Origin of the sequence: Arthrobacter sp. Rue61a, from assembly GCF_000294695.2 — a bacterium.
Taxonomy (GTDB): Bacteria; Actinomycetota; Actinomycetes; order Actinomycetales; family Micrococcaceae; genus Arthrobacter; species Arthrobacter aurescens_A.
Genome location: NC_018531.1, coordinates 4,670,323 through 4,683,198, shown reverse-complemented (window position 1 = coordinate 4,683,198; position 12,876 = coordinate 4,670,323). Strand labels below are relative to the sequence as shown.

The following is a 12,876-nucleotide window of genomic DNA, read 5'->3' as shown; positions in this document are numbered from 1 at the left end:
CTAACATGGCAAAGCTCATTCTGACCCACGAAGTAACCGGTCTCGGTGCTGCTGGTGACGTTGTGGAGGTTAAGGACGGTTACGCACGTAACTTCCTGCTGCCCCGCGGCTTCGCTCTGACCTGGACCAAGGGTGGCGAGAAGCAGGTTGAGTCCATCAAGGCTGCCCGCGCCGCTCGTGCGCACGCTTCTGTTGAAGCTGCACAGGCCCAGGCCCAGGCTCTGTCCTCCAAGAAGGTCAAGCTCGAGGTGAAGGCCGGCGAGTCCGGTCGTCTCTTCGGCACCGTCAAGCCTGCTGATGTCGCTGCTGCTGTTGAGGCTGCTGGCCTCGGCGCCATCGACAAGCGCAACGTTGAACTGCCGAACCACATCAAGTCTGTCGGTTCGTACACGGCCAACGTTCGCCTGCACGAGGATGTTTCCGCTGTTATCGACCTCGAGGTCGTTGCAGCAAAGTAGTCTCTGACTGCACCTGAAGACCCCCGCTACCGGATTCCGGTGGTGGGGGTCTTTTTGCTGCCATCTGGGCGCGAGATCTACGGGGTGTGAAACTCCTCCATAACGTGCTTGTAGCCAGCACGGATCATCTCGGCCAGGATCTCCCGGTCCACGTCGTCCAGCTTGTTCACGTACAGGCACGCGGCACTGGTCTTGTGCTTGCCCAATTCCGGGAGCAGGCGGTCCGCGTCCGGACCCTCGGTGAGCCCGTACAGCACCAGGCTGGCCTTGCGCGGTGAGAATCCGACGGCGGCGGCGTCACCTTCGCGACCGCTGTGGTACTTGTAGTGATAGCTGCCGAAACCAAGATGGACGGGCCCCACATGACGGCTTCCTTGCCGGTGATGTTGCGCATCATGTCCAGCAGCTCAAAGCCGTCCTCGCGCCGCTTGGGGTGCTCCACCGCGGCCAGGAATTCTTCCACGGAGACGTCCGTGGGCTGGGTCTTGTTCTCTGCCATACGGGTAGTTTCGCAGACGCGGAGCGGGCCTGCCAGCACCCGGTGATAGCCTTCTGCGGTGACTTCAGAACCCCCGCGCATCCGGCCCTTCCACCAAGTGGACGTCTTCTCCGAGGTCCCGTACCTCGGCAATCCGCTCGCGGTGGTCGTCGATGCTGAAGGCCTCAGCACGGAAACGATGCAGCACTTCGCCAACTGGACCAACCTCTCCGAGACCACGTTCCTGCTCCCTCCCACCCACCCCGAAGCGGATTATAAGGTTCGGATCTTCACGGGCAGCGAGGAGTTCCCCTTCGCCGGACACCCCACGCTGGGCTCCGCGCACACGTGGCTGCAGGCCGGGGGAGTGCCTAAGACTGATGGCGTCCTGGTTCAGGAGTGCGGCGCGGGTTTGGTGCGGGTAAAGCACGACGCCGGCCGCTTGGCTTTCGCTGCGCCGCCGCTGACGCGCTTCGGCCCTGTGGACGACGATGTCCGGGCGCAACTCGTTGCCGGCCTGCGGCTGCCCGAGGATGCCCTGCTGGATGCGTCGTGGCTGGTCAACGGACCCACGTGGATCGGCGTGCTTCTGGGTTCAGCGGAACAAGTCCTGGCCATCGAGCCGGACCTCGTTGCCATGGGTGACCTCAAGGTGGGGGTGATTGGCCCACATGAGCCGGGTGCCGCCGTCGACTTTGAAGTCCGTACGTTCATTCCGGGCGATGCCATGGTGGAGGACCCGGTGACGGGCAGCTTCAATGCCGGCGCGGCCCAGTGGCTGATTGGCAGCGGCCGGGCGCCTGATGAGTATCTTGCCGCTCAAGGTACCGTCCTGGGCAGGGCCGGGTGTATTCACGTCAAGGCTGAAGCTGGCGAGATCTGGGTTGGTGGAGCGTCGGCTACCTGCATCGAAGGCACGGTCCTCCTCTAACCACGGCTAGATTCGCTTGGGGCGTGTCAGCACCACCACCAGGAAGATTCCGGCACTGAGGACCGCCTGAATGATGACCAGGGACGCCGGCACATAGCCGAGGTACAGCGCCAGCAGCAGCGGAACCATGGCCAGGACGGTGACGTCCAGCCCGCGCATCAGGGAGCCCAGCTGGGCCCGCGGAACCGGGCCGAACGGCGTTTCCACCGGAGGTGCGGTCCAATCCGGCGGGGTCCTGGTGGCCGCGCGGAGCGTCCCAGCGCCCATGCCGACACCCGCCAGGGCACCGACTCCTATGAGCCAAGGATTCGCCGCGCCCAGGAGAACCAAAAGCCCGCTAAGCACGGCCATCCACACAGCCATTGCCAAGCAAGGCATGAGTGTCCGGCTTGTCCTTACCAGCGCCGGATGCAGCGGCAGCAGCGCGTCGAGCTCAGGAACCAGCGCCGTCTTGCGGGCTACGCTCCCCAAGCCCGAAGCCGTGGCGCATCCGGCGATCACTATGACGGCCAACTGTGCGAACTCGGGCAGTCCGCCTTCCACGAGAAGTATGGCGTTGCAGGCAGCGAGCCAAAGAATGGGCGGCGTCAGCGGGGGATTGAGCCTGAGGAAGGCCACCACATCGGCGCGGATCAGCGCCCACAGCGGGCCGCGCGCAGGCTGGGCGTAGAAGCTGGCTGCCCTGCCGCCGTCGACCCTTTTGCGGTTGCCACCAAGCGCACGCAGCACCTCATTGGAGTCCATCATGAAAAGTGACGCGCCCGCGTGACCGGCCACGGCGCCGCCGCGAACCAGCTCATCACCCTTGACCTGACCGGCTCGCGGCGCAACTACGGCAAAGAGTGCGACGGCGGCGACGCCCACCAGCGCTGCCGGCCACGGGGAGGATGGCATCGCTGGAAGGACAGAGCATGTAAGAAGCGCAGCCGTCGCAATTGCCTTGCCAAGTCGTGGACCCAGTAAAGCAAGTTGCTGGATCCCTGCCATGGCTACCGCTATAGCTCCGGCTGCGCCGAAGGTGAGCGAAGCGAAGACGTGTTCCATGGGTGCGCGGTCAACAGCGGTCACCATGCTGAAGGGCAGGTAGATAACGCCAGAGCCGGCCGCCGTCAGCGCCACCTTGCGAGCGAAGGGTGGCAGGACCATGGGGCGGCGGTCAACGGGAAGCGTCAGCCACCAGGTGCTCTCTGCTCCGTTCACGGTCATCGGTCCAAGCTTCCGTGCAAGGTTGCCGATGACCAGGAGGACCGCGAACGTCACGGATGTCCACAACACCGCTTCCGGCAGGACGAGCCATTGTGCGCGGATGATGCTGTTGGCCGTTGATGCCCGTTGAGCAATCTCGTTGCGCAACGCCAGGACGAACGAGGCCGCAATGGTCAGGGATACACCAATGCCGAGCGCCCAACTGTAGGCATCAACAAAGAGGTCTCCCCACGAGGTCCGGCTGCGTTTGTACCTTTTGGCGCTCCGGCGGGTGAACCGGACAATCTCGGAGGCCAATTCCCGGTGCTGCGGGGAAAGTTCACGGGTGAGCATGTCAGGACCCGGCAATGATCGAAGCCCCCTGCTCTGGATCGAACTCCAGAACTTCCTCGTCAATGACCAAACACGTGGTGGCCGTAGCCAGCAGCAGCTGGGGATCATGGGTGACCAGCACTACTGCGCCGCCGTCCTTGGCGTGGTCCGCTATGCGTTCGCCCATGGCTACCCGCATCCGCGGGTCGAGCCGCTGTTCGGGCTCGTCCAGAATCAGGAGCGACGACGGGCGGATCAGTCCGGCGGCAAGCAGCAACCTGCGGCGCTGGCCGGAAGACAAAGCATCGGGGATCGCATGGGCCCTGCCCAGGAGCCCGAAGAACTCCAGCTCTTCTTCAACGCGCGCCTCTGGGTCCTCCAGGGAGTGCCCACGGGCGATGAGGAGCAGGTGTTCCCGAACAGTGAGGGACGGAAAGAAGAGATCATCATCGAAGACAGCGGAGACCTGCCGGCGGAACGGTACGGCGTCCGGATCGATGAGGAGACCATGGACCTTCACGTCTCCTGCCAGAGAGGCCTGCCGTCCAGCGATGGTCCGGGCTACCGTGGACTTTCCTGCTCCGTTCACGCCCACAATTCCCAAGACTTCACCCGCGTCCACCGACGCAGAAACTTCGCCGCAGACCGGAGCCCCGGCATACCCAACCAACAGGCCTTCGGCCTCCAGAACTGTCCCCATGGTGCAACCCTACCGGCGGGATTGGCGCCACCCCACTGCAGCGTTTAGCGTGAGTCCTATGTCAGTATCCGATGCTTCCACGAAGGCCAACGGCAACCCTTTGCTTGTCCTGGGCAAGATCACCTCCATCTTGGATGCCTTTTCCTTGTCCAAGCCGGTGCTGCAGTTGGCTGATATCCGAGAGTTCACCGGCATGCCCACGTCCACAGTGCAGCGGCTGGTCACGAATCTGACATCGCAGGGTTTCCTTGACCGCGAGGGCGACGCCTACCGCATCGGCATGCGGATGGCGTACTGGGCGGCTCCTGCAACCCGGGGCATGGAGGTTGTGGACATCCTGAGTCCTTTGCTCAAGACCCTGAGGGATACCACGGGCGAAACGGCCTGCTTCTTCAAAGCCGAGCAGCACTACCGGGTGTGCGTCGCCATGGCCGATACCCATCACGCGCTGCGTCGCGAGATGCATCTGGGCAAGATCGTGCCGCTCCACGCAGGTTCAGCGGGCAGGGTACTGCTCGCTTGGTCCCCGGAGCTGATGGAAGCTGTCCTGCGGGACCCCTTGGAATCCATCACTGACTACACCATCACCAGCTCCGAGGAACTTGAGGCAGCCGTCAAGAAGACCCACGCGGATGGTTTCGCCATCACGGTGGGTGAGCGGGAAGACGGCGCGTCCGGCCTGTCCGCACCGGTTTTCGACTCCGCCGCGGGCTTGGTGGGGGCCGTGACCATCAGTGGACCGACGCTGAGAATGCCATTGGAGACGTGCGAGGCCTGGGTTGAACCCCTTCTGGCGACAGCTGAGCACATGACAAGGCTGATTGGTGGCCGGTTCCCCGGCGAGAGCTGAATCTACAACCGTAGGGAGAATGCAATGTCTGAGAAACATCCCACCGTGGATGCTTATATCTCAGCGCAGCCTGAGCCAACTCAGCAGGTCCTCCAGGAGGGGACGCTGAAGTTTCCACTGGCCAAGCCGATTCCGTACAGCCTGATGGGCAAAGTTGCTGCACAACTCGCAGCAGAGAAAAAGATGAGGCACTGATGAGGGACTTCGAAACCTTGGTGAACGAGGCTGCCGAAGCCGACGTGACAGGCTGGGGATTCCACTGGCTGGATGGGAGGGCCACCGAAGAAAGGCCGCCTTGGGGATTCGCAAAATTGCTGGCCGGTCGACTTGCCACAGTCCGGAGCGCCCTTGATCTTGATACCGGTGGGGGAGAGGTCCTCTCGGAGGCCGGCGAATTTCCCGAACGTATGTCTGCCACTGAGGGATGGCCGCCCAACGCACGGCGCGCTGTTGAAAGGCTCGGTCCACGCGGGGTTGAGGTGGTTGAGGTGACCGCGGACGCACCGTTGCCGTTCCCTGACGAGTCATTCGAGTTGGTCACAGCCCGGCACCCCGTTCGTCCGGACTGGGATGAGATCCACCGAGTATTGGCCCCCGGCGGCCACTATTTCGCCCAACATGTTGGCCCGGCGTCGGCGTTTGAACTCATTGAGCACTTCCTCGGTCCGCTGCCGCAACAACGGAAGGGCCGCGACCCGCAGGCCGAGTCAGCGGCAGCGGAAGCTGCCGGCCTGACCATAACTGACCTCCGCACGGCCCGGTGCCGGATGGAGTTTTTCGACGTCGGCGCTGTGGTGTGGACCCTGCGCAAGTGTGTGTGGTGGGTGCCCGACTTCTCCGTGGAGGGCTATCGTGACAGACTCAAGGAGTTGGATGAACAGATGAGAGCTGGCCGCCCCTTCATCGCTCACTCCACCCGGCACCTGATTGACGCCCAGCGAATTGGGTAGAGGTTAAAAGGGCGCACCTAGGAGGAGCACGTATGGATTCTGCACGGACTTTCGAGTCGATTGTCATCATCTTCAATCCCAACAGCACCGGGGACGCGCCTGAGCTGGCGCAGCAGTTGCATGGCAAGCTCAAGGAGCTGCTCACGTACCAGCCCGAAATCACCCTCCAGCCCACGGAGCACGCCGGGCACGCGGTGGACTTGGCGCGGGAAGCGGCCTCAAAGGGCGGCGATGTTCTTGTGGTTTCCGTCAGTGGAGATGGCGGCTACAACGAGGTTGTCAACGGTGTGATGCAGGCCGACAACCCGCGGGCCGTCGCAGCAGTACTGGCCGCGGGCAATGCCAATGACCATAGCCGGATTATCGGCACCAAGCCCCTTGAAGAGGCCATTGCCGAGGGCCGGGTTCACAACATTGACCTTCTCCGCATTCATACGGGCCAAAAAGAGAATGAGCCCCTTGAATACGCACATTCTTATATCGGATTTGGCCTCACCCCGGTGGTGGCCACTGAGCTTGAAAAGGGCAGCAAGGGCGCGCTGAAGGAGATGGTGACGGTCATCAAGTCCTTCTCCGAGTTCCAGCCCTTCGCCATTCGCCAGTCTGATGGGAAGCGCCGCAAGTTCGACAGCCTTGTCTTCGCCAATATCAATGAGATGGCTAAGTACGCCACGCTCAGTGAAGCAGAGGACCACCCGTCTGACGGAAAGTTTGAAGTCATCGTCTTTCCGCACATGCCCAAGTGGCGCGTTCTTTTGACGGCCCTCAAAGCCACTACGCAGGGGCTGGGCGATCAGCCGAGCGTGAGCAGCTACGAATTCACCACGCTCAAGCCGCTGCCGTACCAAATGGACGGCGAGGTGAAGAGCGTGGAAGCCAACGTCAAGGTCACTGTGGAGAGCGCTCCTCAAGCCTTGGCTACCCTTGGTTAGGCCCGCTTAGCCCGCCCCGGCGCAGGCTGAGGTGACGAAGTCGTAGATCTTGCCTCGCAACTCATTCGACGCCGCAATCTTCAGCACGCCTTGCCGTTCGCCCACAGTGATCCTCAACGGCAGGAGGGTTCCCACCTTGTCTTCAGCCACAGCATGAGGATCACAGCGGGCTGGTCGGATGGTCAGCGGCAGTTCCTGCTTCACCATGCCCACCGCGACGTTCCTGGGCCAAGGGGCAGTGGGGGATTCCGCCAGTAACGTGGTTCCGTCGATCGATTCAATGGTCAGGCTTTGAGCCGCCCCTCCCGTGCGTGGCGTGATGACAAGGCGCACGACGGCGGTGCGACCGTCTGCGGCCACTTCCAGTTCCGGGTCCAAAACTATGGTGGCGACGGCGGTTGCTTCCGTTGCGGTGCACAGCTCGCTGGCGTTCCTGGTCAGGACGCCGAAGGGATCGGAAGCGCTGGCGTACTCCTCCGCGAGTTCCTTGCCCGGTTCTGAGTAGCTGATCCGGGCCTCCGCTTCTCGGCTCGAATCTGTAGATGACGTCCCACATGCCGCAGTCGGCAAGGCCGCAGGAAGGCTCTTGGGCTGGCGGGGTGGCAACTCAAGGCTGCCCTCCGTGGGCTCCCAGGTGATGTCGCCTTCAAACAGCGTGGAGTGCAGTAGGGCCCCGGTCACGGTCAGTGGCGAATCCGTAGTGTTGGTGAGCTGAATCTGGATGGCTTGCTTGCCGTATTGGTCCCTGGACTGATTGATCTCAACAGTGATGGGGCCTGCATTTCCGGTGGTGGGTTGCGGTTCTGAGTCAGGTGAATTACACCCAGCAAGGAGCGGCAGGGCGAGAACGACGGCCATGCCTACCGCGAAAGAACGCCACCCTCGGCACACCATGCGATCAGTGTAGGGGCGCAGGCAAGCAGCCGGTACCCGAAGCGTTTTTGATGTCGGCCCCATCACGTAGAGTCACCAATTATGAGATCCGCCCATGAAAGAAAAAGCGAAAGGCAACACTGATGTCCTTCCAGGCCTACCTTGACGCCATTGAAGACAAAACCGGGCTTACCCCGCGGCAACTGGTTGAAATCGCGGACGCCAAGGGCTTCAAGGACCCGTCGGTGAAGGCGGGGACCATTCTTGAATGGCTCAAAGCCGATTACGATCTTGGCCGTGGCCACGGTATGGCGCTTGTGCATGTCATCAAGAAGGGCCCCAAGATCGACAGTAAGCATGTAGGAACGGATGGGACGCACCGGGACGAGTCGGACACGCTTTGGTTGGACGGCAAGGCCAGCAAACCGGCTACTTGATGCGAGAGTGGCGGGCCAACACTAAGCATGCTTAGCTTGGTCTTAAGTTACTTCCAGATGAGCACGCTGAGAGGAATACCATGTCCACCGTGACGCAGCTGTTCAAATCCCCCGCCACTGACATCTGGAAGGTCATCGAAGACGGCTGGCTCTATCCGGGCTGGGTTGTGGGTGCCTCGAGGATCCGCGCCGTGGACGACCAATGGCCACAAGTGGGCTCAAAGCTGCACCATTCCGTAGGCTCGTGGCCTTTCCTTATCGATGACAGCACCAGCGTCACCGCCATGGAAGCGGGCCGAAAGCTGGAGCTGCTTGCCCGGGGCTGGCCCATGGGCGAGGCCAAGGTGCTGATCACGCTGGAGGACCTTGGAGGCTCCCAATGCCGCGTCTCCATTGCCGAAGACGCAGTGCGCGGCCCGGGAAAAGTGGTCCCCAAAGCCCTTCGGGATCCCATGATCTCAGTACGAAACCGCGAGACCCTCAGGCGCCTGGAACTTATGGCTGCGGGAGGGGCCGGAAGGACAAACTAACAACCAGAACTAAAGCGACGCGATTGCCGTGCCCGCAGCCCGCATGGCGTTAACGTCGGTTGCCACCATGACGTCCGCGAAGTTCAGTGCATAACTGCCCAGGTCCTCGTGAACAGACCCCACCACTGCCACCACCGGAACTTCCCGTCCTGATTGACGCACACGCTCCAAGATGGCCGAAATGATCTTTCCCTCTCCTGTCTGCGAGTCTAAACGTCCCTCACCCAGCACCACGATTTCGGCAGTACCCAGCAAAGAATCGAAGTTGGCGGCATCCAACACGGCGTCGGCGCCGGATACCAGTTCGGCGTTGAAGTGCGCCCACAGCCCGCCGGCCAGCCCACCCGCAGCCCCGGTACGGGGGACGGCGGAAGGGTTGCGCGGAAGTGAGGGAGCCAGGCGCTCCAAGCGCTCCTCCAACAAAAGGACCGTGGCTGGATCCGCGCCCTTCTGCGGCCCGAAGACCCGCGCGGCCTCCAAGAACGTAGTGGTGACGTCCGAAAGAACGGTCAGGCGGGCGTCGCCAAGCCCGCCGTTTTCGGTGATTGCCCGCACAGCGCCTGTACCTCCGTCGGTGGTTGCCGAACCACCCGCAGCCACCAGGATGTGTTTTGCTCCGAGGTTGACTGCCGCGGAGAGCAGGAGCCCGGTGCCATAGGTGCTGGCCGACATCGCGTCCTGCGGAGTAGTGCGCGCGGCCGACAACCCGCTAGCCTGCGCAACCTCGACGACGGCGGTTCCGTCCGCGGCCAGCCCAAGTATGGCCCGCAGCGGCTCACCCCAGGAATTGACGACGTCGACACTCACCGGAGAGGCGCGAAGGCTGCGGCAGAGCGCCTCGAAAGTCCCCTCGCCGCCGTCGGCGACGGGAAGCTGCGTAGCCGAGCCGCCGCCGTCGTGAATTCCTGCCGCGATGGCCGCCGCCACCTCTGCTGCCGTGTATGTTCCCTTGAAACTGTCCGGGGCCACCAGTATGGTCATGCTCGCGAAAGCGGGTTGACGGGATGGAGCGGCAAGCGGCCTTCGGCGATGGCGATCGCGTTGAGGGCGCTGAGCCTGGCCATTTCGGCGCGGACCGGCACGGTTGCGCTGCCCACGTGAGGCAGGAGGACCGTGTTGGGGAGTTCGGCAAGGCCGGCCGCGAGTCGAGGCTCGTCCTCGAACACATCCAAACCAGCCCCGCCGATCACTCCGTTGCGCAAGGCTTCAACCAGCGCCGACTCGTCCACCACAGGGCCGCGGGCGGTGTTTATGAGGATGGCGTCGGACTTCATGCGGCCCAAAACATCTGCGTCCACCAGGTGCCGGGTCTGCTCGTTGAGGGGGACGTGCAGGGACAGGAAATCGCTGCGCTCCACCAGAGAATCCCACGGTACCTGCCGGACCTTGCCCGCGAATTCGCCGAGTTCCTCATCGCTAACCGGCCGGTCGCCGGGCGGCCGTGGTGAGAAGAGCACTTCCATGCCGAAGCCCAGGGCGCGTCGGGCAACGGCGCGGGCGATCCTGCCGAATCCGGCCAAGCCAAGCACAGCACCGGAAACGTCCCGGCCCAGCATGAACTCAGGTTCCCACCCAAGGAATTTCCCATCACGGACCACACGGTCCGATTCCACCACGCGGCGTGCGGTGCCGAGGATCAGCAGCATGGCAACGTCCGCCGTCGCATCTGTCAGGACACCCGGGGTGTTGCCCACCAGGATGCCGTGCCGGGTGGCGGCGTCCACGTCGATATTGTTGTAGCCCACTGCGTAGTTGGAAACACCCTTCACCCGGGCCTTCGCCAGCAGTGGTTCGTCAATGACGTCGCGCAACTGGGTGAGCACTACGTCGTAATCGTCGGAGGCGCACAGCGCGGCGAGCGTCGCGTAGTCCGGTGGGTCCGGCAGTACGGTCACCTGACCGGCGTCGGACAGCAACTGCAGGCCGGGCTCGGGAATGGCTGTGGTGACCAGGTAGTGGTTCCCCATGCCTAGTTGCCTCCTGTGGCGGAAGGCTGGGCGGATGGCATGACCCAGTCAAAGGCCTCAGCCTTGGAACGCGCGCCTTGGGCAGCCTTGGAGCGGTTCGGTTCGCCCAGTTCCGCCAACAGTTTTTCCGAAAGCACTACAAGTTCGCCGAAGACATCCGGGGTCAGCCACTCGGGACGTGTTGCGAAAAGAATGTCTTCGCTGGAGGTGTTGCCGCTCGCGCCGGGTGCGAACGGGCAGCCGCCCAGTCCACCGAGGGCACCGTCCACCATTGCGGCACCGGCCTGGATGGCGGCAAGAGTGTTGGCCACGCCCAGGCCCCAGGTGTCGTGGCCGTGATACACGATCCGGCGTGCAGGGAACTCGTCCCGGACCCGGATGATTAGCCGGGATACCTGCGCTGGCACTGCCTGTCCAAGGGTGTCGCAGATGACGATGTCCGTGGTGCCCTCAGTGCGGGGATCGTTGGCGATCGAAAGAATGCGCTCCTCCGGAACATAACCCTCGAACGGGCACGTGAAGGAGGTTGCAATGCACAGCTGGATCTGGCCATTTACTGCGCGGGTGTACTCAATAGCCTCGGGCAAGGCGGCCAGGCTCTCATCAGTGGTGCGCCCGATGTTCGCCTTGTTGTGCGAATCCGAGGCGGACAGGCAGTACTGGAAGTTGCGGGCACCAGCGGCTGATGCCTTCGCGACGTGACCGGGAGTGGCTACCCAGATCCAGCACTTGTCCAGTTCCTCGGGGGTGAGGGCTTGGACCACTTCCAGCGTGTTCGCCATGGTGGGGACCAAGTCCGCGCGGGCCATGGAGCCGAGCTCGATGGCCGGCACGCCCAGGCGCAGCAGCTCACGGACTGTCTCGATCTTCTGCTCAGTGGGCAGGAGTTTGCCGGTCAGTTGGAGTCCGTCACGCAGGGTGACGTCCCTGAGGATGGCGTTGCCCAGCGTGGCAGCAAGGGGGCTTTCAAAGCGGTTCATGGTCGGAGGGCCTCCTCGCGGCCTGAGGCCGCATTGATCTGCGTGGCATCCATGTTCAGGAGCCCGCCAAGGATTTCTTGCGTGTTTTCGCCCAAGTCCGGGCCCAGGTTCCGGATGGGCAGGGACTGGTCCCCGATCACTGGAACAATGCCGGGGAATCCGACGCCGGGAAGGATTTCCTCGCCAGTGGAAACGTCGAACTTCTGGATCATGTTGCGGGCGGCGTACTGGCTGTCCGTGCTGATGTCCGCCGCGGTGTAGATGGGTCCTGCGGGAACACCGGCGGCTTCGAGGGATGCAAGGGCTTCGGCGCCGGAAAGCGTGGCGGCCCATTCGCCGATGGCCTGATCCAGTTCTTCACGCTTGGCCCAGCGCCCGGCATTTGTCTGCAGGGAAGGGTCTTCCGCCAAGTCCGGACGGCCGATGGTTTGCATGTACCGCTGGTAGATCGAGTCACCGTTCCCGGCCACCACGATGCTCGCACCGTCCTTGCACACGTACGCGTTGGAAGGAGCGATGCCCTCCATCCGGCCACCCACACGTTGCCGGTCCACGCCGTAGGCCTGGTAGTCCGGAATCAGCGATTCCATCATGGAGAACATGGCCTCATTCAGCGCGACGTCGATGATGCGCTCGGTGAGCGGAACAGCACCAGCCGAGTCCCGGCGTCGTGCTTCACGCTGGTACAGGCTCATCATGGAACCGAAGGCGGCATACAAGCCCGCAATCGAGTCTCCAATCGAGACGCCCACGCGAACCGGCGCGCGGTCCGGGTCACCCACCAGGTTCCGGAACCCTCCGTAGGCTTCGGCGACGGCGGCGAAACCGGGCCGCTCGGACAGCGGGCCCGTCTGCCCGAAGGCAGAGATGCGGGTAACGATGAGGTCCGGGTTCGCTTCGTTGAGGACTTCGGGGCCCAGGCCCCACTTTTCCAGGGTGCCGGGGCGGAAGTTTTCCAAAAGGATGTCGCACTTGGCCACGAGCTCCAGCACTGCCTGCTTGCCGGCCTCGGTCCGGAGATCAAGGACCACTGACTTTTTGTTGCGGTTCAGGGTGCGGTACAGCATGGACGTGTTGCCTTTGTGCAGGCGCCAGTTGCGTAGTTCGTCGCCGGTTCCCGGCCGTTCCACCTTGATGACCTCAGCTCCGAAGTCGGCGAGTAGCCGGCCGGCCGTAGGTGCGGCAATGTAATTGCCGAGTTCCAGGACCCGGACGCCGTCCAGAGGGGCGATTGTTTGGTGTGTCATGGTCTTCTTTCGTGCGTGGTGGGTA

At 63.1% G+C, this 12,876-nt stretch carries 15 protein-coding genes and 1 pseudogene; 8 read left to right on the top strand and 8 right to left on the bottom strand.

The genetic code is table 11. From position 1 onward, the window contains the following. Positions 1-5: 5 nt before the first annotated feature. Positions 6-458, top strand: coding sequence for a 50S ribosomal protein L9 (gene rplI / locus ARUE_RS21490; RefSeq protein WP_011776753.1), 453 nt, complete (start codon positions 6-8; stop codon positions 456-458). A gap of 77 nt (positions 459-535) precedes the next feature. Here rplI and ARUE_RS21485 read toward each other — a convergent pair. After that, positions 536-957 (bottom strand): annotated as a pseudogene (locus ARUE_RS21485) (DUF1801 domain-containing protein). Positions 958-1,015: 58 nt separating this feature from the next. Here ARUE_RS21485 and ARUE_RS21480 point away from each other — a divergent pair. Beyond that, positions 1,016-1,867 carry a PhzF family phenazine biosynthesis protein gene (locus ARUE_RS21480; protein WP_014923314.1) on the top strand — a complete coding sequence of 284 codons (852 nt, stop codon included), beginning with the start codon at positions 1,016-1,018 and terminating at the stop codon, positions 1,865-1,867. A 6-nt stretch (positions 1,868-1,873) separates the two neighbouring features. Here the strand turns inward: ARUE_RS21480 and ARUE_RS21475 are convergent, their stop codons facing one another. Beyond that, positions 1,874-3,406, bottom strand: coding sequence for a DUF6297 family protein (locus ARUE_RS21475; RefSeq protein WP_014923313.1), 1,533 nt, complete (start codon positions 3,404-3,406; stop codon positions 1,874-1,876). Position 3,407: 1 nt separating this feature from the next. Beyond that, entirely contained in the window at positions 3,408-4,085 is a 678-nt protein-coding gene (locus ARUE_RS21470; protein ID WP_014923312.1) for an ABC transporter ATP-binding protein, read from the bottom strand. 58 nt (positions 4,086-4,143) lie between these two features. On the opposite strand from ARUE_RS21470, the gene ARUE_RS21465 reads away from it, so the two are divergent. Genes ARUE_RS21465 through ARUE_RS21455 form a run of 4 tightly spaced genes read left to right on the top strand, consistent with a single transcriptional unit; the run spans position 4,144 to position 6,817 of the window. Next, positions 4,144-4,935 carry an IclR family transcriptional regulator gene (locus ARUE_RS21465; RefSeq protein WP_014923311.1) on the top strand — a complete coding sequence of 264 codons (792 nt, stop codon included), beginning with the start codon at positions 4,144-4,146 and terminating at the stop codon, positions 4,933-4,935. A 24-nt stretch (positions 4,936-4,959) separates the two neighbouring features. Beyond that, a complete protein-coding gene (locus ARUE_RS24525) occupies positions 4,960-5,130 on the top strand; it encodes a hypothetical protein (RefSeq protein WP_014923310.1) in 171 nt (56 codons plus the stop codon). Next, positions 5,130-5,885 (top strand): class I SAM-dependent methyltransferase, encoded by a 756-nt coding sequence (locus tag ARUE_RS21460; RefSeq protein WP_014923309.1) that lies wholly within the window; start codon positions 5,130-5,132, stop codon positions 5,883-5,885. The genes ARUE_RS24525 and ARUE_RS21460 overlap by 1 nt, the downstream gene beginning before the upstream one ends. 32 nt (positions 5,886-5,917) lie before the next feature. Further along, positions 5,918-6,817, top strand: a complete 900-nt coding sequence (locus ARUE_RS21455) for a diacylglycerol/lipid kinase family protein (protein ID WP_011776745.1) — start codon at positions 5,918-5,920, stop codon at positions 6,815-6,817. 6 nt (positions 6,818-6,823) lie between these two features. On the opposite strand, the gene ARUE_RS21450 is transcribed toward ARUE_RS21455, so the two are convergent. Then, complete coding sequence (locus ARUE_RS21450; RefSeq protein ID WP_286139959.1) at positions 6,824-7,711, bottom strand: hypothetical protein; 888 nt, start codon at positions 7,709-7,711, stop codon at positions 6,824-6,826. A gap of 122 nt (positions 7,712-7,833) precedes the next feature. Between ARUE_RS21450 and ARUE_RS21445 the strand changes: the two genes are divergently transcribed. Together ARUE_RS21445 and ARUE_RS21440 are read left to right on the top strand one after the other, a co-directional pair. Continuing rightward, complete coding sequence (locus tag ARUE_RS21445) at positions 7,834-8,127, top strand: DUF4287 domain-containing protein (protein ID WP_011776743.1); 294 nt, start codon at positions 7,834-7,836, stop codon at positions 8,125-8,127. Between the two features lie 80 nt (positions 8,128-8,207). After that, positions 8,208-8,657 (top strand): SRPBCC family protein, encoded by a 450-nt coding sequence (locus ARUE_RS21440; protein ID WP_011776742.1) that lies wholly within the window; start codon positions 8,208-8,210, stop codon positions 8,655-8,657. A 9-nt stretch (positions 8,658-8,666) separates the two neighbouring features. Here the strand turns inward: ARUE_RS21440 and ARUE_RS21435 are convergent, their stop codons facing one another. Genes ARUE_RS21435 through ARUE_RS21420 form a run of 4 tightly spaced genes read right to left on the bottom strand, consistent with a single transcriptional unit; the run spans position 8,667 to position 12,851 of the window. Beyond that, positions 8,667-9,638, bottom strand: a complete 972-nt coding sequence (locus ARUE_RS21435; protein ID WP_014923307.1) for a glycerate kinase — start codon at positions 9,636-9,638, stop codon at positions 8,667-8,669. Further along, entirely contained in the window at positions 9,635-10,624 is a 990-nt protein-coding gene (locus ARUE_RS21430; RefSeq protein WP_014923306.1) for a 2-hydroxyacid dehydrogenase, read from the bottom strand. The genes ARUE_RS21435 and ARUE_RS21430 overlap by 4 nt, the downstream gene beginning before the upstream one ends. Before the next feature lie 2 nt (positions 10,625-10,626). Further along, complete coding sequence (locus ARUE_RS21425) at positions 10,627-11,604, bottom strand: hydroxymethylglutaryl-CoA lyase-like TIM-barrel protein (RefSeq protein ID WP_014923305.1); 978 nt, start codon at positions 11,602-11,604, stop codon at positions 10,627-10,629. Beyond that, positions 11,601-12,851: a CaiB/BaiF CoA transferase family protein gene (locus tag ARUE_RS21420; protein WP_011776738.1), complete on the bottom strand. Its 1,251-nt coding sequence runs from the start codon at positions 12,849-12,851 to the stop codon at positions 11,601-11,603. The genes ARUE_RS21425 and ARUE_RS21420 overlap by 4 nt, the downstream gene beginning before the upstream one ends. Positions 12,852-12,876 lie beyond the last annotated feature (25 nt).